This is a genomic window from Pseudomonas sp. C5pp, assembly GCF_000814065.1.
Classification (GTDB): Bacteria; Pseudomonadota; Gammaproteobacteria; order Pseudomonadales; family Pseudomonadaceae; genus Aquipseudomonas; species Aquipseudomonas asiatica.
This window is the reverse complement of sequence record NZ_JWLN01000034.1, coordinates 1-19258: the sequence shown is the minus strand read 5'-3', so window position 1 is coordinate 19258 and position 19258 is coordinate 1. Positions and strand designations below refer to the sequence as shown.

At 61.5% G+C, this 19258-nt stretch carries 23 protein-coding genes; 13 read left to right on the top strand and 10 right to left on the bottom strand.

Features of this window, described 5'->3' with window-relative positions:
* Window positions 1–2 precede the first annotated feature (2 nt).
* The 4 genes from kdsA to ispD all read left to right on the top strand — a co-directional run bounded on the left by kdsA (window position 3) and on the right by ispD (window position 3444).
* A complete protein-coding gene (gene kdsA, locus RR51_RS23075; RefSeq protein WP_015269202.1) occupies window positions 3–848 on the top strand; it encodes a 3-deoxy-8-phosphooctulonate synthase in 846 nt (281 codons plus the stop codon).
* Window positions 849–1001: 153 nt separating this feature from the next.
* Window positions 1002–2291: a phosphopyruvate hydratase gene (gene eno / locus RR51_RS23070; protein WP_015269203.1), complete on the top strand. Its 1290-nt coding sequence runs from the start codon at window positions 1002–1004 to the stop codon at window positions 2289–2291.
* Window positions 2292–2458: 167 nt separating this feature from the next.
* The gene (ftsB, locus tag RR51_RS23065; RefSeq protein WP_004375443.1) at window positions 2459–2740 is read left to right on the top strand and encodes a cell division protein FtsB; all 282 of its coding nucleotides are present in this window, start codon (window positions 2459–2461) and stop codon (window positions 2738–2740) included.
* Window positions 2737–3444, top strand: coding sequence for a 2-C-methyl-D-erythritol 4-phosphate cytidylyltransferase (gene ispD, locus RR51_RS23060; protein WP_039614791.1), 708 nt, complete (start codon window positions 2737–2739; stop codon window positions 3442–3444). Before ftsB ends, ispD begins: the two co-directional genes overlap by 4 nt.
* Window positions 3445–3576: 132 nt before the next feature.
* Here the strand turns inward: ispD and RR51_RS23055 are convergent, their stop codons facing one another.
* Window positions 3577–4473, bottom strand: a complete 897-nt coding sequence (locus tag RR51_RS23055; RefSeq protein ID WP_015269205.1) for a LysR substrate-binding domain-containing protein — start codon at window positions 4471–4473, stop codon at window positions 3577–3579.
* 107 nt (window positions 4474–4580) lie between these two features.
* Here RR51_RS23055 and RR51_RS23050 point away from each other — a divergent pair, with 107 nt between their 5' ends.
* The 8 genes from RR51_RS23050 (at window position 4581) to rpoS (ending at window position 11888) form a co-directional block, all read left to right on the top strand.
* A complete protein-coding gene (locus RR51_RS23050) occupies window positions 4581–5693 on the top strand; it encodes an S-(hydroxymethyl)glutathione dehydrogenase/class III alcohol dehydrogenase (RefSeq protein ID WP_039614790.1) in 1113 nt (370 codons plus the stop codon).
* Window positions 5694–5701: 8 nt separating this feature from the next.
* Window positions 5702–6556 carry an S-formylglutathione hydrolase gene (gene fghA, locus RR51_RS23045; protein ID WP_039614789.1) on the top strand — a complete coding sequence of 285 codons (855 nt, stop codon included), beginning with the start codon at window positions 5702–5704 and terminating at the stop codon, window positions 6554–6556.
* Between the two features lie 201 nt (window positions 6557–6757).
* The gene (ispF, locus tag RR51_RS23040) at window positions 6758–7231 is read left to right on the top strand and encodes a 2-C-methyl-D-erythritol 2,4-cyclodiphosphate synthase (RefSeq protein ID WP_015269207.1); all 474 of its coding nucleotides are present in this window, start codon (window positions 6758–6760) and stop codon (window positions 7229–7231) included.
* Window positions 7228–8286 (top strand): tRNA pseudouridine(13) synthase TruD, encoded by a 1059-nt coding sequence (truD, locus tag RR51_RS23035; RefSeq protein WP_039614788.1) that lies wholly within the window; start codon window positions 7228–7230, stop codon window positions 8284–8286. The genes ispF and truD overlap by 4 nt, the downstream gene beginning before the upstream one ends.
* Window positions 8274–9023, top strand: coding sequence for a 5'/3'-nucleotidase SurE (surE, locus tag RR51_RS23030; RefSeq protein WP_013971274.1), 750 nt, complete (start codon window positions 8274–8276; stop codon window positions 9021–9023). The genes truD and surE overlap by 13 nt, the downstream gene beginning before the upstream one ends.
* A gap of 35 nt (window positions 9024–9058) precedes the next feature.
* Complete coding sequence (locus RR51_RS23025; RefSeq protein ID WP_015269209.1) at window positions 9059–9697, top strand: protein-L-isoaspartate(D-aspartate) O-methyltransferase; 639 nt, start codon at window positions 9059–9061, stop codon at window positions 9695–9697.
* Window positions 9698–9914: 217 nt separating this feature from the next.
* Complete coding sequence (locus RR51_RS23020; RefSeq protein ID WP_023662488.1) at window positions 9915–10772, top strand: peptidoglycan DD-metalloendopeptidase family protein; 858 nt, start codon at window positions 9915–9917, stop codon at window positions 10770–10772.
* 108 nt (window positions 10773–10880) lie between these two features.
* Complete coding sequence (gene rpoS / locus RR51_RS23015) at window positions 10881–11888, top strand: RNA polymerase sigma factor RpoS (protein ID WP_013971277.1); 1008 nt, start codon at window positions 10881–10883, stop codon at window positions 11886–11888.
* Window positions 11889–12401: 513 nt separating this feature from the next.
* On the opposite strand, the gene fdxA is transcribed toward rpoS, so the two are convergent.
* On the bottom strand, window positions 12402–12725 hold the full coding sequence (gene fdxA, locus RR51_RS23010) for a ferredoxin FdxA (RefSeq protein ID WP_004375459.1): 324 nt from the start codon (window positions 12723–12725) through the stop codon (window positions 12402–12404).
* Between the two features lie 140 nt (window positions 12726–12865).
* Window positions 12866–15439: a DNA mismatch repair protein MutS gene (gene mutS / locus RR51_RS23005; RefSeq protein WP_039614787.1), complete on the bottom strand. Its 2574-nt coding sequence runs from the start codon at window positions 15437–15439 to the stop codon at window positions 12866–12868.
* 172 nt (window positions 15440–15611) lie between these two features.
* Between mutS and RR51_RS30820 the strand changes: the two genes are divergently transcribed.
* Window positions 15612–16469, top strand: a complete 858-nt coding sequence (locus RR51_RS30820; RefSeq protein WP_152619929.1) for a hypothetical protein — start codon at window positions 15612–15614, stop codon at window positions 16467–16469.
* Here RR51_RS30820 and RR51_RS22995 read toward each other — a convergent pair.
* The 7 genes from RR51_RS22995 to RR51_RS22970 all read right to left on the bottom strand — a co-directional run.
* Entirely contained in the window at window positions 16426–17427 is a 1002-nt protein-coding gene (locus RR51_RS22995) for a tyrosine-type recombinase/integrase (RefSeq protein WP_039614785.1), read from the bottom strand. The two genes, RR51_RS30820 and RR51_RS22995, sit on opposite strands and share 44 nt — an antisense overlap.
* 15 nt (window positions 17428–17442) lie before the next feature.
* Entirely contained in the window at window positions 17443–17634 is a 192-nt protein-coding gene (locus tag RR51_RS22990) for a DUF4224 domain-containing protein (protein ID WP_039614784.1), read from the bottom strand.
* A 38-nt stretch (window positions 17635–17672) separates the two neighbouring features.
* The gene (locus RR51_RS22985) at window positions 17673–18170 is read right to left on the bottom strand and encodes a hypothetical protein (protein ID WP_039614783.1); all 498 of its coding nucleotides are present in this window, start codon (window positions 18168–18170) and stop codon (window positions 17673–17675) included.
* 63 nt (window positions 18171–18233) lie between these two features.
* The gene (locus RR51_RS31085; protein ID WP_161795757.1) at window positions 18234–18407 is read right to left on the bottom strand and encodes a hypothetical protein; all 174 of its coding nucleotides are present in this window, start codon (window positions 18405–18407) and stop codon (window positions 18234–18236) included.
* A gap of 46 nt (window positions 18408–18453) precedes the next feature.
* Window positions 18454–18834 carry a phage protein NinX family protein gene (locus RR51_RS22980; protein WP_039614782.1) on the bottom strand — a complete coding sequence of 127 codons (381 nt, stop codon included), beginning with the start codon at window positions 18832–18834 and terminating at the stop codon, window positions 18454–18456.
* Window positions 18831–19070, bottom strand: coding sequence for a hypothetical protein (locus tag RR51_RS22975; RefSeq protein WP_028697918.1), 240 nt, complete (start codon window positions 19068–19070; stop codon window positions 18831–18833). Before RR51_RS22975 ends, RR51_RS22980 begins: the two co-directional genes overlap by 4 nt.
* The coding region (locus RR51_RS22970) for a hypothetical protein (RefSeq protein ID WP_039614781.1) at window positions 19067–19258 on the bottom strand (192 nt) is incomplete at its 5' end. The genes RR51_RS22970 and RR51_RS22975, both read right to left, overlap by 4 nt.

Genomic DNA, 19258 nt, shown 5'->3' with positions numbered 1-19258 from the left:
CAATGACCCAGAAGATCATTCGCGTCGGTAACATCGAGATAGCCAACGACAAGCCGTTCGTCCTGTTCGGCGGCATGAACGTCCTGGAGTCCCGTGACCTGGCAATGAAGGTCTGCGAAGAGTACGTGCGGGTGACCGAGAAGCTCGGTATCCCGTACGTGTTCAAGGCCAGCTTCGACAAGGCCAACCGTTCGTCGGTGACCTCGTACCGTGGCCCGGGCATGGAAGAGGGGCTGAAGATCTTCGAAGAGATCAAGCGCACCTTCAACGTGCCGGTCATCACCGACGTGCACGAGCCTTATCAGGCCGAGCCTGTAGCCAAGGTGTGCGACATCATCCAGCTGCCGGCCTTCCTGTCGCGGCAGACCGACCTGGTGGTGGCCATGGCCAAGACCGGCGCAGTGATCAACATCAAGAAGGCCCAGTTCCTCGCGCCCCAGGAAATGAAACACATCCTGACCAAGTGCGAAGAGGCCGGTAACGACCAGTTGATTCTCTGCGAGCGTGGTTCGAGCTTCGGCTACAACAACCTGGTGGTGGACATGCTCGGCTTCGGCATCATGAAGAAGTTCGAGTACCCGGTGTTCTTCGACGTGACCCACGCCCTGCAGATGCCGGGTGGTCGCGCCGATTCCGCCGGTGGTCGCCGCGCCCAGGTCACCGACCTGGCCAAGGCCGGCATGAGCCAAGGCCTGGCAGGGCTGTTCCTCGAAGCACACCCCGATCCGGACAACGCCAAGTGCGATGGCCCATGTGCCCTGCGCCTGGACAAACTGGAGCCATTCCTGGCCCAGCTCAAGCAACTGGACGACCTGGTGAAAAGTTTTCCGACGGTAGAAACCGCGTAAAGCTCAATTCTCGGGTAAAGTACCGTCCGATCCACCCCTGACCAGTCGGTCAGGGGTTCCCTTCACCCGGCCTGCCCACTGCAATTCCGCCCGGTGAACGGCAAGAATTCCCTAAGCTAAGTTGTTTTCGTCAATTCTGGAGTGCTTACAACAATGGCAAAAATCGTCGACATCAAAGGTCGTGAAGTTCTCGATTCGCGTGGCAACCCCACCGTGGAAGCCGATGTACTGCTCGACAACGGCATCATCGGCAGCGCCTGCGCGCCGTCCGGTGCTTCCACTGGCTCGCGCGAAGCGCTGGAGCTGCGTGATGGCGACAAGAGCCGTTACCTGGGCAAGGGCGTGCTGAAGGCTGTCGCCAACATCAACGGCCCGATCCGTGACCTGCTGCTGGGCAAGGACCCTGCCGACCAGAAGGCCCTGGACCGCGCCATGATCGAGCTGGACGGTACCGAGAACAAGGCCAAGCTGGGCGCCAACGCCATCCTGGCCGTTTCCCTGGCTGCTGCCAAGGCCGCTGCCCAGGACCAGGACCTGCCGCTGTACGCGCACATCGCCAACCTGAACGGCACCCCTGGCCAGTACTCGATGCCGGTACCGATGATGAACATCATCAACGGTGGCGAGCACGCCGACAACAACGTCGACATCCAGGAGTTCATGGTACAGCCGGTTGGCGCCAAGACCTTCTCTGACGGCCTGCGCATGGGTACCGAAATCTTCCACCACCTCAAAGCCGTGCTCAAGGCCCGTGGCCTGAACACCGCCGTTGGTGACGAAGGTGGTTTCGCCCCTAACCTGGCTTCCAACGAAGACGCCCTGGGCGCCATCGCCGAAGCCGTTGAGAAAGCCGGCTACAAGCTGGGCACCGACGTGACCCTGGCCTTGGACTGCGCGGCTTCCGAGTTCTACGAAGACGGCAAGTACAACCTGTCCGGCGAAGGCAAGTCGTTCGACGCTGAAGGCTTTGCCGAGTATCTGAAAGGCCTGACCGAGCGCTTCCCGATCATCTCGATCGAAGACGGCCTGGACGAGTCCGACTGGGCTGGTTGGAAGATCCTCACCGACAAGATTGGCACCAAGGTGCAGCTGGTTGGCGACGACCTGTTCGTCACCAACACCAAGATCCTCAAGGAAGGCATCGAGAAGGGCATCGGTAACTCGATCCTGATCAAGTTCAACCAGATCGGCTCGCTGACTGAAACCCTGGAAGCCATCCAGATGGCCAAGGCTGCTGGCTACACCGCAGTGATTTCGCACCGTTCCGGTGAAACCGAAGACTCGACCATTGCCGACCTGGCCGTGGGTACCGCTGCCGGCCAGATCAAGACTGGCTCGCTGTGCCGTTCCGACCGCGTTTCCAAGTACAACCAGCTGCTGCGCATTGAAGAGCAACTGGGTGCCAAAGCGGTTTACCGCGGTCGTGCCGAGTTTCGCGGTTAAGCAAGAGATGGTAAAAAGACAGCAGCCGGAGTTGTGGGAACGTTCGTACTGAACTTTCCTACATTTCAACGGGTTTCTGTCGACGAAGCCTGGCCTCGGCCAGGCTTCGTGCTATTCGAGGCCCGGAAGTAAAAATACCCGGCAGCCTTTTTAACCTGGATAACGTGATGCGCAGTCCCTATTGGTTGTTCCTCGTCCTGCTCCTGCTGCTGGGTGGCCTGCAGTACCGCCTGTGGGTGGGTAATGGCAGCCTGGCGCAAGTGACCGAGCTGAAGCAGCAGATTGCCGAGCAGCATGCCGAAAACGAGCGCTTGCTCGAGCGCAATCGCGTGCTCGATGCCGAAGTGCTGGAGCTGAAAAAAGGCATGGAGACCGTTGAAGAGCGGGCTCGCCACGAATTGGGAATGGTCAAAGAGGGCGAAACCCTCTTCCAGTTGCCACAGAAATGATCGAAACCTTACCGGCCTTCTGGGCCGTGATTCCTGCTGCGGGCGTAGGTGCCCGCATGGCTGCCGACCGCCCCAAGCAGTATCTGGAGCTGGCCGGGCAGACCATTCTCGAGCACAGCCTCGACTGTTTTCTTGGCCACCCTATGCTCAAGGGCGTGGTGGTCAGCATTGCCGAAGATGACCCGTACTGGCCTCGCCTGCGCTGCGCCAGCGACTCGCGCATCCAGCGCGCCGTGGGAGGGCGCGAGCGTGCCGACTCGGTGCTCAATGCCTTGCTGATGCTGCATGCCCAAGGGGCGGCGGACAGCGACTGGGTGCTGGTGCATGATGCCGCGCGACCAAACCTGGCGCGCAGCGATCTGGACAAGCTGTTGTCGGAGCTGGCGGACGACCCGGTGGGTGGCCTGCTGGCGGTGCCGGCGCGCGATACCCTCAAGCGGGCCGATGCTGATGGGCGGGTGGGCGCTACTGTAGACCGCAGTACCATCTGGCAGGCCTATACACCGCAGATGTTCCGCCTTGGGGCGTTGCATCAGGCGCTGGCCGAGTGCCTTGTGTCGGATGTGCTGGTGACCGACGAGTCCTCTGCCATCGAGTGGTCCGGCCAGGCGCCGCGGCTGGTCGAAGGGCGCAGCGACAACATCAAGGTGACCCGGCCGGAAGACCTGGAGTGGTTGCGCCAGCGTTGGGCAGGGCGCCGCTGAATTTCTTGCTCCTGTGCCGGCCTCTTCGCGGGTAAACCCGCTCCCACAGGTATCGCACATCCCTTCAGGTTTGCGCTGTACCTGTGGGAGCGGGTTTACCCGCGAAGAGGCCAGAGCAGCCAGCACAAGGTTTCAGTTCAAGCGATACTCCGGCAACCCCGCCAACCCTTCTTTCAGGTAATCCACCAGCCGCCGTACCTTCGGCGACAGGTGCCGCTGCTGCGGATACAGCGCCCACACCGCGGTATTCGGTGGCTGGTGCGCCTCAAGCAACGACACCAACGCACCACTGTTCAAGTGCTCCAGCACGTAGTAATCCGGCAACTGGCACAACCCCATCCCCTGCAGCGCTGCGTCCAGCACTGCCTGCCCGCTGTTGCAACGCCAGTTGCCCTGGACTCGCTGGCTGATCTCGCGGCCGTCCTGCTGTAGCGCCCACAAATCCGAACTGCCTACCAGGCAGTTGTGCCGCGCCAGTTCCGACAGGCTGTGCGGCCGACCATAACGTTCCAGGTAGGCCGGCGAAGCGCACAGGTACATGCGCCGGGGTGCCAGGCGGGTTGCCACCAGTCGTGAGTCGGCCAGCCGGCCCAGGCGGATGGCCAGGTCCATGCCTTCATGCACCAGGTCGAGGGTATGGTTGCTCAGTTCCACATCCACCCGCAGCTGCGGGTACAGCGCCATGAACCGCGTCACCAGCGGCACGATGAAACGCTCGCCGTAGGCCACCGCGCAGGTCATGCGCAGCAGCCCCTTGGGCTCGCTGGCCAGATCGCCCATGGCGCGTAGAGCTTCCTCGCGGCCATCCTGCAGGCGCTGGCAGTGCTGCAGGAATGTCTGCCCGGCCTCGCTCAGGGTCACCCGCCGGGTACTGCGGTACAGCAGGCGCGTCTGCAGCCGCTCCTCCAGCCGGGCGATCTGCCGGCTGATGTGCGATGAGGAAACGCCCAGGCGCTCGGCGGCTGCAGTGAACTGGCCCGACTCGGCCACGGCGACGAATTCGTCGATGCCCTCCCAGCGGCTGCTCATTGATTATCCCTGTATGGCAATAATGTTTTGTCTTTACCCGGATTATTCATCAAAAGGCGGTGAATTACACTGCCAGACTGAATCGACACTCTGTCTGGAGACCTATGATGATCAAGTCCCGTGCTGCCGTAGCCTTCGAAGCCAAGAAACCCCTGGAAATCGTCGAAGTCGACGTGGCCATGCCCAAGGCCGGTGAAGTGCTGCTGCGCGTGGTCGCCAGCGGTGTCTGCCACACCGACGCCTACACTCTGTCGGGCGCCGACCCGGAGGGCATCTTCCCGTCGATCCTCGGTCACGAAGGTGGCGCGATCGTCGAGGCGATAGGCGAGGGCGTCACCTCGGTCGCCGTCGGTGACCACGTCATTCCGCTGTACACCCCGGAATGCGGCAAGTGCAAGTTCTGCCTCTCGGGCAAGACCAACCTTTGCCAGGCCATCCGCGCCACCCAGGGCAAGGGCCTGATGCCGGACGGCACCACGCGCTTCTCCTACAAAGGTCAGCAGCTGTTCCACTACATGGGTACCTCGACCTTCTCCGAGTACACCGTGCTGCCGGAAATCTCCGTGGCCAAGATCCAGAAAGAAGCGCCGCTGGAAAAGGTCTGCCTGCTGGGTTGTGGCGTCACCACCGGTATCGGCGCGGTGCTCAACACCGCCAAGGTCAAGCCGGGTGACACCGTGGCCATCTTCGGTCTGGGCGGCATCGGCCTGTCGGCAGTGATTGGTGCGGTCAAGGCAAAGGCGTCGCGCATCATTGCCATCGACATCAACCCGGCCAAGTTCGAGATCGCCCGTCAGCTGGGTGCTACCGACTGCATCAACCCGAAAGACTACGACCGCCCGATCCAGGAAGTGATCGTCGACCTCACCGACGGCGGCGTGGACTTCTCGTTCGAGTGCATCGGCAACGTGCAGCTGATGCGTGCTGCGCTGGAATGCTGCCACAAGGGTTGGGGTGAGTCGGTGATCATCGGCGTGGCCGGTGCCGGCCAGGAAATCGCCACCCGTCCGTTCCAGCTGGTCACCGGTCGCGTATGGCGTGGTTCGGCGTTCGGTGGCGTGCGTGGCCGCAGCGAGCTGCCAAGCTACGTGGAAATGTCCGAGAAGGGCGAGATCCCGCTGGATACCTTCATCACCCACACCATGGGCCTGGAAGACATCAACAAGGCCTTCGACCTGATGCATGAAGGCAAGAGCATCCGCAGCGTCATCCACTTCTGAGGTTTGCCATGAGCCTGGATAACATCTCCTGCCAGAAGAGCTTCGGCGGCTGGCACAAGCGTTACCGGCATCACTCCAAGGTGCTGGGTTGCGACATGGTGTTCGCCGTCTACCTGCCGCCGCAGGCCGAACAGGGCGAAAAGCTGCCGGTGCTGTACTGGCTCAGCGGCCTCACCTGCACCGACGAGAACTTCATGCAGAAGGCCGGTGCCCAGCGCCTGGCCGCGGAGCTTGGGTTGATCATCGTCGCCCCCGACACCAGCCCGCGTGGCGAGCAGGTGCCGGGCGACCCGGACGGTGGCTGGGACTTCGGCCTGGGTGCCGGGTTCTACCTCAATGCCACTCAGCAGCCCTGGGCCCAGCACTACCGCATGCACGACTATGTGGTGGAGGAGTTGCCCGCGTTGATCGAGGCGCACTTCCCGGCTTCGGGCGAGCGCAGCATCAGTGGCCACTCCATGGGCGGGCATGGCGCGCTGGTGTGCGCCTTGCGCAACCCGGGGCGCTACCGCTCGGTGTCGGCGTTCTCGCCGATCAGCAACCCGATGGATTGCCCGTGGGGCGAGAAAGCCTTCAGCCGCTACCTGGGTGAAGACCGTGCGCGCTGGCGCGAGTGGGATGCTAGTGTGCTGCTGGCCGAGGCTCCGGCCGGCGAATGCCCGCCGTTGCTGGTGGACCAGGGCGACCGTGACGACTTCCTCGAAAAGCAGCTCAAGCCTGAAGCGCTGGAGCAGGCGGCACGCAAAGGTGGGCATGAACTGACGCTGCGCCTGCAGCCTGGCTATGACCACAGCTACTACTTCATCGCCAGCTTCATCGAGGAGCACCTGCGTCATCATGCGGTGGCCTTGGGGCGGGTGTAAGGCGTAGCTGCGCGATCGCCTGCAGGAGCAGCCTTGTGCTGCGAATGGGCTGCGAAGCAGACCCTGGGTCTAACGCTATCGCCGATATTGCCGGGGCCGCTTTGCGGCCCATTCGCAGCACTAGGCTGCTCCTACAACGACGGCCCCAATACCGGTTAAAGCAGGTAGAATCACGCCCTGACTCATTCAGGGCGTTTTTCTATGCGTATTGGCCACGGCTACGATGTGCACCGTTTCTGCGACGGTGATTTCATTACCCTGGGCGGGGTGCGTATCCCCCACAAATACGGCCTCCTGGCCCACTCCGATGGCGACGTGCTGCTGCACGCCCTGAGCGATGCCTTGCTGGGCGCGGCAGCGCTGGGTGACATCGGCAAGCATTTCCCTGACACTGACCCGCAGTTCAAGGGCGCCGACAGCCGTGTTCTGCTGCGCCATGTGGTCGGCATCGTCCAGGCCAAGGGCTGGAAGGTCGGCAACATCGACGCCACCATCGTCGCCCAGGCGCCGAAGATGGCCCCGCACATCGAAACCATGCGCAAGCTGATCGCCGAAGATCTGCAGGTCGAACTCGACCAGGTCAATGTCAAGGCTACCACCACCGAGAAGCTGGGCTTCACCGGCCGCGAGGAGGGCATCGCCGTGCATTCGGTAGCCCTGCTGCTGCCAGCATGACGGAACTTGAACTGCTGGGCCCGCGTGCATCGGGTGAACCACTGGGTACCGCCGTTCTCAAGGCAGTGGCCGAAGATTTCCAGGTCGACGAAGTACTGGACATCCCGCTGTCGGGACAGGGCGAGCACTTGTGGTTGTGGGTCGAAAAGCGTGACCTGAACACCGAGGAGGCGGCCCGTCGGCTGGCCCGTGCCGCTGGGGTGCCGGTGCGCACGATCAGCTACGCCGGCCTCAAGGACCGCCAGGCCCTGACCCGCCAGTGGTTCAGCCTGCACCTGCCCGGCAAGGCCGACCCGGACCTGTCGCGTGCCGAGGATGCCAGCCTGCGTGTGCTCAAGCAGGTGCGCCACCAGCGCAAGCTGCAGCGCGGTGCGCATTCGGCCAACGGCTTCACGCTGCGCCTGACTGCCCTGGCTGCCGATCACCAGGCGGTGGATGCGCGCCTGGAACAGCTCAAGCAGCACGGTGTGCCGAATTATTTCGGCACCCAGCGCTTCGGCCACGGTGGCGGCAACGTTCACGACGCTCTTGATTGGGCCGCACGCAATGCCCTGCCCGAACAGCGCAACATGCGTTCGCGGTTGCTCTCGGCCGGGCGTAGCTACCTGTTCAACCAGGTGCTGGCCGCCCGTGTTGCCGACGGCAGCTGGGCGCGTGCGCAGGTGGGCGACCTATTGGCGTTCACAACGAGTCGTAGCTTCTTTCCTGCTGGGGAGTCGGAATGTTCCGATCCTCGGCTGGCGATTCTTGACCTGCATCCGACCGGCCCGCTGTGGGGGGCAGGCGATTCGCCGGCTACGGGGAATACTGCGCAACAAGAGGATGCGATCGCCGCACGGCAGCCGGCACTTTGCCAGTGGCTGGCCCTGGCGGGCATGGATCACGAACGACGCATTCTGCGGCTCCCTATTGGCGGTCTTACGTGGCATTATCCCGAGCCTGATATCCTGCAACTGGAATTCGTCCTTCCGGCCGGATGCTTCGCCACCGTGGTGGTGCGCGAAGTCGTGGATCTGGTGTCGGCGGGGCAGACGGACAGCTCATGCGTATTCTGATTTCGAACGACGACGGTGTTACCGCACCCGGCATCGCCGCGCTGCATGCTGCGCTGGTGGATTACGCCGAGTGCGTGGTTATTGCCCCGGATCAAGACAAGAGCGGCGCCAGCAGTTCGCTGACGCTGGACCGGCCACTGCACCCGCAGACCTTGGCCAATGGCTTCATCAGCCTCAACGGCACGCCGACCGACTGCGTGCATCTGGGGCTCAATGGGCTGTTGCCACAGGCGCCGGACATGGTTGTGTCGGGGATCAACCTCGGTGCCAACCTGGGTGACGATGTGCTCTATTCGGGCACGGTCGCGGCCGCGTTGGAAGGCCGTTTCCTCGGCGGTACCTCGCTGGCGTTTTCGCTGTTGTCGCGCCAGCCGGACAACCTGCCCACCGCGGCCCACATCGCCCGCCGCCTGGTCGAGGCTCAGTCGCGCCTGGCCTTGCCACCGCGCACCGTGCTCAACGTCAATATCCCCAACCTGCCGCTGGAGCACATCCGTGGTATCCAGCTCACCCGCCTCGGTCACCGGGCGCGGGCGGCCGCGCCGACCAAGGTGGTCAACCCGCGCGGCAAAGAAGGCTACTGGATCGCTGTCGCCGGGGATGCCGAGGACGGTGGCCCGGGTACCGACTTCCATGCGGTGATGCAAGGCTATGTATCGATCACTCCGCTGCAGCTCGACCGCACCTTCAGTGATGCCTTCGAGCAGCTCGACGGTTGGCTGGAGGGCCTGCTCTGATGCGCGAGGACGATATGCTGCGGCGTGGCATCGGCATGACCTCCCAGCGCACCCGGGAGCGGCTGATCCAGCGCCTGTGCGAGGAGGGCGTTTCGAACACCAAGGTGCTCGACGTCATCCGTCGTACCCCGCGCCACCTGTTTGTCGACGAGGCGCTGGCGCATCGCGCCTACGAAGACACCGCTCTGCCGATCGGCCACAACCAGACGATCTCCCAACCGTTCATGGTTGCCCACATGAGTGAACTGCTGCTCGAGGCCGGGCCGCTGGACAAGGTGCTGGAGATCGGTACCGGCTCGGGCTACCAGACGGCAATCCTGGCTCAGTTGGTCGAGCGGGTGTTCTCGGTGGAACGCATCAAGGTGTTGCAGGACCGGGCCAAGGAGCGCCTGGTGGAACTGAACCTGCGCAACGTGGTGTTCCGCTGGGGGGATGGTTGCGAAGGCTGGCCGGCGCTGGCGCCGTACAACGGCATCATCGTCACCGCCGTAGCGCCGGAAGTGCCGCAGGCACTGCTCGACCAGCTTGCGCCGGGTGGCCGTATGGTGATCCCGGTGGGCCCAGCCGGCGAAACCCAGCAGCTGATGCTGATCGTGCGCGAGGAGCATGGATTCTCCCGCCGCGTGCTGGGGGCTGTGCGCTTCGTACCGCTGCTCAACGGCCCGCTGGCCTGAACACTGCTGGTTCGAGTCGCGCGATATTTTTGCGCCAGCACCGAATTCTTGCTGCAACGCCCTGTCTATCTGGCGGGGTGAAGCGCTAGCGCACAGCGTGTTGCAAGGCTTTGCAGCAGTCTTTCACCAACCCTGCCAATGCGGGCGGGCTTGGTTATAATTGCAATAATATTGCATTTGTTGTCATTTCGTTTTCGGCACCATGAGGGGAGCGCGGGTGGGTCACACAGTCATTCGGCAGCGCAAGGACGGGTCGGGTTTCACGCTTCTGGTGATTGCACTGGCCATGGGCACGCTACTGGTAGGTTGCTCGAGCACCAGCAGCAACAGCGCGCGGGTGGTCGACCGCAACAACACCGTGCCCAAGCGCCCGGCGGTAACCACCGGGCAGTACATCGTCAAACCTGGCGATACGCTGTTCTCCATCGCCTTCCGTTATGGCTGGGATTACAAGGAACTGGCTGCGCGCAACGGTATCGCGGCGCCTTACACCATTCGCCCGGGGCAAGCGATTCGTTTCAGCAGCGGCTCTACCGGCAGCACCACGGTGGTGTCCAGCCCGTCGTCGTCGAGCAAGACCACGGTCATCCGGCGGCCTGTGGGAAGCACCAGCACACCTCCTGGCAACACCAGCAAACCGGCCACGCCGGCAGCCTCCAGCAGCGCCCCGGTGGTCGCCACGGTGCCTGCCGCGGAGCGTGCGGTAGGTGGCTGGACCTGGCCCGCCAACGGCGTGCTGATTGGAAAATTCGCTTCAAACGGTAGTTTGAATAAAGGCATTGATATCGCCGGTGATTTGGGACAGCCTGTTTTTGCTGCGTCTGATGGTGCAGTGGTGTACGCCGGGAGTGGCTTGAGGGGCTACGGCGAACTGATCATCATCAAGCACAGCGATACCTACGTCAGTGCCTACGGCCATAACCGCAGGCTGTTGGTTCGGGAGGGGCAGCAGGTCAAGGCAGGGCAGTCGATTGCTGAAATGGGGTCCACGGGCACAGATCGGGTGAAGCTGCATTTCGAGATTCGCCGCCAGGGCAAACCCGTCGATCCGCTCCAGTTCCTGCCACGTCGTTGACCGTTGTACCCGGCCTGTTCCTGTGATGTAGAGGGGACAGGCTCCAGCGCTGCCAGGGAGATAGGTGCCGCTCGAGTCTGAGTTCGAACTCAGCAAAGGACTATAACAATGGCTCTCAGTAAAGAAGTGCCGGAGTTTGACATCGACGATGACCTGCTTCTGATGGAGACGGGTATCGTTTTGGAAACGGATGTGGTGTCAGACGAACCTGCTGTATCTTCGGTTCGGACGAGGGCCAAGTCGGGCTCTTCGCTCAAGCAACACAAGTACATCGATTACAGCCGGGCGCTCGATGCCACCCAGTTGTATCTCAACGAGATAGGATTCTCGCCTCTGCTTTCGCCGGAAGAGGAAGTGCACTTTGCGCGCCTGTCGCAAAAGGGCGACCCTGCCGGCCGCAAGCGCATGATCGAAAGCAACCTGCGCCTGGTTGTAAAAATTGCCCGTCGTTACGTGAACCGCGGCCTGTCGCTGCTCGACCTGATCGAGGAGGGCAACCTTGGGCTGATCCGTGCGGTCGAGAAGTTCGACCCGGAGCGTGGTTTCCGGTTCTCGACTTATGCGACCTGGTGGATTCGCCAGACCATCGAACGGGCGATCATGAACCAGACCCGCACCATTCGCCTGCCGATCCACGTGGTCAAGGAACTGAACGTCTACCTGCGCGCTGCGCGCGAGCTGACCCAGAAACTGGACCACGAACCCTCGCCAGAAGAAATCGCCACGCTGCTGGAGAAACCGGTCGCCGAGGTCAAGCGCATGCTCGGCCTGAACGAGCGGGTGTCTTCGGTGGATGTGTCGCTCGGCCCGGACTCGGACAAGACCCTGCTCGATACCCTGACTGACGACCGCCCGACCGACCCATGCGAACTGCTGCAGGATGATGACCTGTCGCAGAGCATCGACCAGTGGCTGGGCGAGTTGACCGACAAGCAGCGTGAAGTGGTGGTGCGCCGCTTTGGCTTGCGCGGGCATGAAAGTAGCACCTTGGAAGATGTCGGACTGGAGATTGGCCTGACCCGCGAACGGGTGCGGCAGATCCAGGTCGAGGGGCTCAAGCGTTTGCGCGAGATTCTCGAGAAGAACGGCCTTTCCAGTGAGTCGTTGTTCCAGTAGCGGAAGCCTGTAACACAAAGCGCCCCGATGATTTCGGGGCGTTTTTGTATGCCTGTTTGAAATTGCCGGGGCGCGCGCAGTGCAGCCCCAAAAAGACAGATATCGTTTATGTACCGCGCTACCCCTATAACATCGCATGTAAGCCTTTGCTTACTTGTTCTGTAAGCCTTTTATGTACGCTTCAGTAAATCATTGTCGTATCCAGATCCTGCGTTTTCCCAACCTCTTGAAAATCCTGACTTATTCAGCTGTGAGGAAATGTGTCACCTGCAACACCCTGTGAGGTTTCGCGGTTGCCGGCCAAGCTCAAGTCGCTAGTATTCGAACTGTGCACAGGGACATGCACAGGCTTTCAGGAGGAAAGCCAGGGACATCGCAAGACGCGATTTCATCAGGATGATGTTTGGGACAAGCAGGGACTACGGAAAAAATGTGGGCGGGTCAAACCGCCCCTTTTTTTGCCTGCAGAAAACAAAAAAGGCCCCAAGGGGCCTTTTTAGTGTCCGGACGCTATCAGCGCTCCAGATCTGCAATCTTGCCAGTCTTGCCATCCCATTCCTCAGCGTCCGGCAGGGCGTCCTTACGCTCGGTGATGTTCGGCCAGATTTCCGCCAGTTCGGCGTTCAGCTCGATGAAGTTTTCCATGCCCGCAGGCACTTCGTCTTCCGAGAAGATGGCTTGCGCTGGGCATTCCGGCTCGCACAAGGCGCAGTCGATGCACTCGTCCGGATGGATGACCAGGAAGTTCGGGCCTTCGTAGAAGCAGTCCACCGGACAGACTTCCACGCAGTCGGTGTATTTGCATTTGATGCAGTTGTCGGTGACGACGAAGGTCATTTCTAGTTCTCTCCTCAGGCGACGGCGGCGGCCCTTCCTCTCAGGGCCGCGCGGTTTACGGGTATGTGGCTGCAGGCCAGGCTAATAACCTGCAGCACCAGCAAACCGCGGCGGATTCTACCAGCTTGTAGTGGGCGCCGTTATAACAGGTTCTTTAGTTGATATAGCATTTCGATAGCTTGACGCGGGGTCATGTCGTCCAGCTGCAGCTTGCCCAGCTTCTCGATGGCCGGGTGCGGCAGGCTGGCGAACAGGTCGCTCTGGTGCGGGACCTGTGGCACGTCCTTGGCCTTTTGGGCCGGTGGTTGTTCATGCGGCAGGCTGGTGGTTTCCAGCCTCGCCAGGTGTTCACGGGCACGCTGGATGACGGCCGTCGGCACGCCGGCCAGCTGCGCCACGGCCAGGCCGTAGCTCTGGCTGGCAGGGCCAGGCAGCACGTGGTGCAGGAATACGATGCGTTCGTTGTGTTCGGTGGCGTTCAGGTGCACGTTGGCCACCAGTGGCTCGCTTTCCGGCAGCACGGTGAGTTCGAAGTAGTGCGTGGCGAACAGCGTGTAGGCGCGCAGCTGGGCCAGGCGCTCTGCGGCGGCCCAGGCCAGCGACAGGCCGTCGAAGGTACTGGTGCCGCGGCCCACTTCATCCATCAGCACCAGGCTGCGGTCGGTGGCATTGTGCAAGATGTTGGCGGTTTCGCTCATCTCGACCATGAAGGTCGAGCGGCCGCCGGCCAGGTCGTCGCTGGAGCCGATGCGGGTGAAGATGCGGTCGACCAGCGACAGCTCGCAGCTGGCAGCCGGCACGAAGCTGCCGATATGCGCCAGCAGCACGATCAGGGCGGTCTGGCGCATGTAGGTGGACTTACCGCCCATGTTCGGGCCGGTGATGATCAGCATGCGCGTGCTGTTGTCCAGGCCCAGGTCGTTGGCCACGAACGGTGTGGTCAGTACCTGTTCCACCACTGGGTGACGGCCCTGCTCGATGCGCAGGCACGGCTCGTCTACGAAGCGTGGGCAGTTCAGGTCGAGGTTCAGTGCACGTTCGGCCAGGTTGCTGAGCACGTCCAGTTCGGCCAGGGCGGCGGCGCTGTCCTGCAGCGGTGCCAGGTGGCTGATCAGGGTTTCCAGCAGGGCATCGTAGAGCATCTTCTCGCGGGCCAGGGCGCGGCTCTTGGCCGACAGCGCCTTGTCCTCGAACGCCTTCAGCTCCGGGGTGATGAAGCGCTCGGCGCCCTTTAGGGTCTGACGGCGGATGTAGTCACCCGGGGCCTGCTCGGCCTGCTTGGTCGGCAGCTCGATGAAGTAGCCATGCACCCGGTTGTAGCCGACCTTGAGGTTGGCCAGGCCGGTGCGGGCCTTTTCCCGGGCTTCCAGGTCGATCAGGAACTGGCCGGCGTTTTCGCTGATCGCCAGCAGTTCGTCCAGTTCGTTGTCATAGCCGGCCTTGAGCACGCCGCCATCGCGGATCACCGCCGGCGGGTTGTCGATGATCGCCCGCTCCAGCAGGCTGGCCAGTTCGGGGTAGGTGCCGGTAATGGCGGCCAGGCGTGCCAGGTGCGGCGCCTCCAGTTCGGCCATGGCGTTCTGCAGTTCGGGCAGCGCGCCCAGGGCATCGCGCAGGCGTGCCAGGTCACGTGGGCGGGCGTTGCGCAGGCCGATACGGGCGAGAATCCGCTCGATATCGCCAATTTCCTTGAGTTGCGGCTGCAGCTTCTCGAAGCGGTAGCCGTCGAGCAGGCAGCGGATCGAGTCCTGGCGCGCCTGCAGCACCTTGAGATCGCGCAACGGACGGTTCAACCAGCGGCTCAGCAAACGGCTGGCCATGGCGGTCTGGCAGCGGTCGACCACCGACTGCAGGGTGTTGTCTCGGCCGCCGGCCAGGTTGATGTCCAGCTCCAGGTTGCGGCGGCTGGCACCGTCGAGAATGACCGTGTCGTCCAGGCGTTCGTGGCGCAGGCTGCGCAGGTGCGGCAGGGCGGTGCGCTGGGTTTCCTTGGCGTAGATCAGCAGGCAACCGGCGGCGCCGATGGCCAGGGTCAGCTTGTCGCAGCCAAAGCCCTTGAGGTCCTTGGTCGCGAACTGCTGGCACAGGGCCTTGCGCGCCGAGTCGCGGTCGAAGTCCCATGGCGCACGGCGACGGGCGCCCGGTCGTTTCTCGGCAGGCAGGTCGCGCGGCCAGTCGTCGGGGATCAACAGCTCGACCGGGTTGAGGCGCTCGAGCTCGGCCAGCAGGTTTTCCCAGCCCTTGATCTCCTGCACGCTGAAGTTGCCACTGGTGATGTCCAGTACGGCCAGGCCGAACAGGCGCTCGTCCCCGAGCAGCGCGGCAATCAGGTTGTCGCGACGCTCGTCGAGCAGGGCCTCGTCGCTGACCGTACCCGGGGTGATGATGCGCACCACCTGGCGTTCCACCGGGCCCTTGCTGGTGGCGGGGTCGCCAATCTGCTCGCAGATCACCACCGATTCGCCGAGCTTGACCAGCTTGGCCAGGTAGCCTTCCAGCGAATGGAACGGAATCCCGCACATGGGGATGGACTGGCCGGCCGACTGACCGCGCGCGGTCAGGGTGATGTCCAGCAGCTTTGCGGCTTTTTTCGCATCTTCGTAGAAGATCTCGTAGAAGTCGCCCATGCGGTAGAACATCAGCTGGTCCGGGTGCTGGTTCTTCAGCTTCCAGTACTGCTGCATCATCGGTGTGTGGTCGGAAAAACTGGACATTCAAGGCCTTGGAGCTGTGCGTCTATTAGACAAATGCGAAACGTCTAATACTACAGGCTTTTTCTAGCGTCTGGCAGCTTCGTGAGCACAGCCCTATCGCTACCTCCGGCTTTGCACCTTCTGGTAAGATTTTCGTCCTAAGGCAAACTGACATCACTGGAAGGGAAGTCGAATGCAAGAACCAGCCGCAGAGCCCGCAACCAATCCATCAAGGCGAGGTTTCTGGACATGGGGGAGTTTCCGAGACATAAGCATCGGTCTAGTGATGCTCGTTGTAGCAGTAAGACTGGCATTTGCAGAAACTACTATAGATCTTAGTGGGTTCAATTTTACAGATCTCTTGAGCCTGATACTTGCTCTAGCTGCTGTAGCCCTATCGGCAGCGTTCTATTTTAAGGCGGATGAGTCTGCCAGAAGTTTCTATAATAATACCTATCATTTCACGAAAGAAGTTTCCGAGATCTTGGGTCGGATAGAGGCTGGGTTTGGAAAGCAGTTAGAACATATAAATCAAAGCTATGTAGGATTGAATGATAAAATTGATCGGATGCCATTCGATCCGGCCTTCATTCGTGAGCAGGAAGCAGCTAAGCGCTCTGAAATTCAAGAGCAAGAAGCTGAGCGGGACGATATTATTCAAGATCTGATGCAGCGCGCACAGATGGACGACGCAGAGAAAGCATCGCTGCAAGCAAAACTCGATGCTCTTTCTAATGAGCTTGAATACTCTAAAGGACAGCTCGCATACTTTCAGGCGCTTGAGCCAGAAAATGTTGAAGCCTTTGGATTTAGCGTGTCTGGCATGGAATGGTTGGCTGACAAAATCGCTGAATTCTATCCGAAAAACATCATAATCCCCGATAATTCCGTAGTCATGCGGTTTAAAAAGGCCGTTAGGAGTGGCGCCTTGGAGCCCAGTGTGCTTATGCATATGGAGCAAGTTGGTTTGGTTTCGGGAGAAGTGCTAACTCCGACCGGTGTCTCATTTATTCGATCTCTTCTGAAGAGGCGCCGCGCTTCGCAGAAATGAGTTTTGGAGGATGAGCAATTGAGATTTCTCTCAGTCGTAGATATCGCTTTGTCATTCGAGCATCCGTATGTCCGCCTAATTTTTGAGCATCGTTCCCCTGTTTATCGGTGTCAGTAAGCGACTTGGCTCTTAGGTCGTGGATTGTTGCTCCACTGACCTTTGCTTTCTCGCAGGCTTTCCTGAATGCATCTTTGACCGTCTCATAAGACACGGGCTTGCCGCCACCACGGGTGCAAAACAGGGTCAGGCCACGTACTTTCCTAGGGAGAGCCTTTGCCCTTTGGATCAGTTGCTCAAGGTCTGGCGTCATGCCCACGATAAGCTTGGCTCCTGTTTTCTGCTGGTCGAAGGCAATCCCCTTGTCGCTGATGTCCGAAAACTTGATGGCCAGCACATCGCCAATGCGCTGCCCCGTGAGGTAGCACATTTCGAGGATCGAGCGGATGTATGGCGACGCAGCGCCGCAGATTGCTGCGAACTCCTCGTCGGTGATGTATCGGTCCCGCTTCTTCTCGACATGTCGCTTTATGCCGGTGCAGGGGTTTGAGTCGACAATCTGCTGTTCCAGCGCGTAGGCGAATACCATCCGCAGGAACGAAATCACCCGGTTGGCCATGTTCGGCGTGTCGGACATGTGCAGCTTGAGTGCGGCCACATGCCTCGGCAGCACCTGGCGTGGCTCGAACTCTGCCAAGTTCTTCTTGAGCTTCAATGCGGCGGCCTCGTACTGCTTCACGGTGTTTTCCGCCAGGCGCCCGCGCATCGCGTCCAGCGCGTCATCGATCAGTTTCGGCATCCCGCCCTGGCCTTTGCCGCCCATGATCTTGGCGTAGGCGAGCAGGGCGCCCTGGTAGTCCTTGTCCAGGCGCTCCCACTTTCCTTTCCTGACCAGGTAGTACGCCCCGTGCTTCATGTACATGCACGGCGGCAGGTGCCTGTCCTTCTTTCGCGGCCTCATCGGTCGTCCCTTCTATCAAAACCGGAGTTCCGGTCCTTTCTTCTCAGCATGGCCGCCCAGGCGGGCGAGCACGACTTGTCTCAGCACCTTCGGCTTGCCGTCGGCTCCCAGCACATACCCAAATTTCTCTGCCTGCAACCAGCGGACCTGGTCCTTTGGGCGGAGGTAGCCCGTCATGTCGGCTACCTCATCCGGTGTCATGAACATGGTTTATCTCCACGCCGCTGGTGGCGGCAGGTTGGTGGTCAGTCGGGAGTCTTTTCGAGCACCGTGTCGGCGACTTTGAGTGCAGCCTGGGCGTCGTTGACATAGGCCGGGTCGAAGCCCCCGGCGTAGTGGATGACGCGCTGGCAGGCGTCCAGTTCTTTGCGCGCTAGGCGCAGCGCCTGGGTCAGTTCTTCCTGCAGCGCACCCTCGGCACGGCCGATATCCCAGAACTCTTTGCCCCAATGGCCTTCCGGAGGCGGGTTGCTGTTTTGCTTGCCGAAGGCCATGGCGCCGATGATGGCGTCACAGAGCAGCCGCTTGTAGATGTTCTCGCCATCCAGACCCAGGCCACCGCGTCGACGCAGAGTGCTGACGACCTCGTCGACGCTCAGGCCGCTATCCTTGAGCACAATGTCGAGCTCTGGCTTGTTCGGGGTGTAGATGACCAGGGCGAGCTTGGCTTCGGGCCAGAGGTCGGCCGCGATGCGCTCCAGGCAGTCATTGGCGGTTTGATGAAATTGCTGAGTTGCGGACATAGAGAATCCTCGCCCGCGCATGTCAGCGGGCTTGAGCAGTAGGGGGGAGGGTTAGCGTTGGGATCAGCCGCAGCGGATGCGCGGAGAGTGGAACGTCTGGAGGCGAGCAGGGCGGACAGCCTCGAAGTAGAGGTTCCACATGTCGTCCCAGGCCTCTTTCATCGTTGAGCCCTGGCCGGTGCACCCCATCCTCCGGCACCACCAGGAGCCGTTGCAGTAGGTCATGCGTGCTTTCATGGTCGCGGTCCTTTGTAGATCAGGTAGGCCATGTAGGCGAGGGCGATCATGACAGCAGCTCCTTCGGCACCTGGACGGTATCGCCGAGCTTGTAGTGGACGAGTCCGCGGCAGAACGCGACCAGTGCAGTAGGGCCATAGAGCCAGACCCCTGCTCCGGCCGGCCCGCCGCTGTAGCAGGCCTCCTCAGCCAGGCCCGGCGAGTGCTGGGTGCTGCCGCGGTGCTCATCGATCAACAGGCCGCCCTGACTCCAGTCCTTCGACGGCTGATAGAGGTTTGTCCAGCAGCCACCTTCGGGTGTGTCGTAGATGCAGATGACGCCATGCTCACCGATTGCGATTTCGGCTGCGTCAGTTGCCACGGCCACCGCCCAGTCCAAGGGCGCGCCGATCAGCCTGGCCGTCTTCACTTCGATCAGGTCGGTCATGGCTGCACCGCCTTCGGTTCAAGCCTGGCAAGCCGATCGCGCAGCGAGTTGATTTCGTCCTGGTATTCGTCGGCTAGCTTGGCCAGGTCATCGAAGTGGACCCAGTTTCCGTGCTTGTCTGGCACGCGTATGACGCTTCCTTTCTCGTCCTCGCCGCCGCGCCAGAAGTTGAACCTGGGGAGCTGGTGCGCCTTGTCCCATAGGTCATATCCTTCTCGGGTCTTGATGTTCCTCACAGCTGATACCTCTCATCAATCCAGCGCCCAGGCGCCAGAGCGGGTGTAGGTTCGGGTTGGGTTTCGTGCGGGGAGAGCTGACGCTCGTTGCCGGCCTGCAGCTGGCTGTCGGGGATGCAGCTGATGCCGACCCCATTCAGCAAGTAGCAGGTGACGCCGCGCTGGCTGTCGTGCTGCACATCGATGAT

What these genes read in the sequence shown, in the direction of transcription:
- kdsA (WP_015269202.1), top strand. Translation starts at nt 3, where the DNA reads ATGACCCAGAAGATCATTCGCGTCGGTAACATCGAGATAGCCAACGAC.
- eno (WP_015269203.1), top strand. Translation starts at nt 1,002, where the DNA reads ATGGCAAAAATCGTCGACATCAAAGGTCGTGAAGTTCTCGATTCGCGT.
- ftsB (WP_004375443.1), top strand. Translation starts at nt 2,459, where the DNA reads ATGCGCAGTCCCTATTGGTTGTTCCTCGTCCTGCTCCTGCTGCTGGGT.
- ispD (WP_039614791.1), top strand. Translation starts at nt 2,737, where the DNA reads ATGATCGAAACCTTACCGGCCTTCTGGGCCGTGATTCCTGCTGCGGGC.
- RR51_RS23055 (WP_015269205.1), bottom strand. Translation starts at nt 4,473, where the DNA reads ATGAGCAGCCGCTGGGAGGGCATCGACGAATTCGTCGCCGTGGCCGAG.
- RR51_RS23050 (WP_039614790.1), top strand. Translation starts at nt 4,581, where the DNA reads ATGATCAAGTCCCGTGCTGCCGTAGCCTTCGAAGCCAAGAAACCCCTG.
- fghA (WP_039614789.1), top strand. Translation starts at nt 5,702, where the DNA reads ATGAGCCTGGATAACATCTCCTGCCAGAAGAGCTTCGGCGGCTGGCAC.
- ispF (WP_015269207.1), top strand. Translation starts at nt 6,758, where the DNA reads ATGCGTATTGGCCACGGCTACGATGTGCACCGTTTCTGCGACGGTGAT.
- truD (WP_039614788.1), top strand. Translation starts at nt 7,228, where the DNA reads ATGACGGAACTTGAACTGCTGGGCCCGCGTGCATCGGGTGAACCACTG.
- surE (WP_013971274.1), top strand. Translation starts at nt 8,274, where the DNA reads ATGCGTATTCTGATTTCGAACGACGACGGTGTTACCGCACCCGGCATC.
- RR51_RS23025 (WP_015269209.1), top strand. Translation starts at nt 9,059, where the DNA reads ATGACCTCCCAGCGCACCCGGGAGCGGCTGATCCAGCGCCTGTGCGAG.
- rpoS (WP_013971277.1), top strand. Translation starts at nt 10,881, where the DNA reads ATGGCTCTCAGTAAAGAAGTGCCGGAGTTTGACATCGACGATGACCTG.
- fdxA (WP_004375459.1), bottom strand. Translation starts at nt 12,725, where the DNA reads ATGACCTTCGTCGTCACCGACAACTGCATCAAATGCAAATACACCGAC.
- mutS (WP_039614787.1), bottom strand. Translation starts at nt 15,439, where the DNA reads ATGTCCAGTTTTTCCGACCACACACCGATGATGCAGCAGTACTGGAAG.
- RR51_RS30820 (WP_152619929.1), top strand. Translation starts at nt 15,612, where the DNA reads ATGCAAGAACCAGCCGCAGAGCCCGCAACCAATCCATCAAGGCGAGGT.
- RR51_RS22995 (WP_039614785.1), bottom strand. Translation starts at nt 17,427, where the DNA reads ATGAGGCCGCGAAAGAAGGACAGGCACCTGCCGCCGTGCATGTACATG.
- RR51_RS22990 (WP_039614784.1), bottom strand. Translation starts at nt 17,634, where the DNA reads ATGTTCATGACACCGGATGAGGTAGCCGACATGACGGGCTACCTCCGC.
- RR51_RS22985 (WP_039614783.1), bottom strand. Translation starts at nt 18,170, where the DNA reads ATGTCCGCAACTCAGCAATTTCATCAAACCGCCAATGACTGCCTGGAG.
- RR51_RS31085 (WP_161795757.1), bottom strand. Translation starts at nt 18,407, where the DNA reads ATGAAAGCACGCATGACCTACTGCAACGGCTCCTGGTGGTGCCGGAGG.
- RR51_RS22980 (WP_039614782.1), bottom strand. Translation starts at nt 18,834, where the DNA reads ATGACCGACCTGATCGAAGTGAAGACGGCCAGGCTGATCGGCGCGCCC.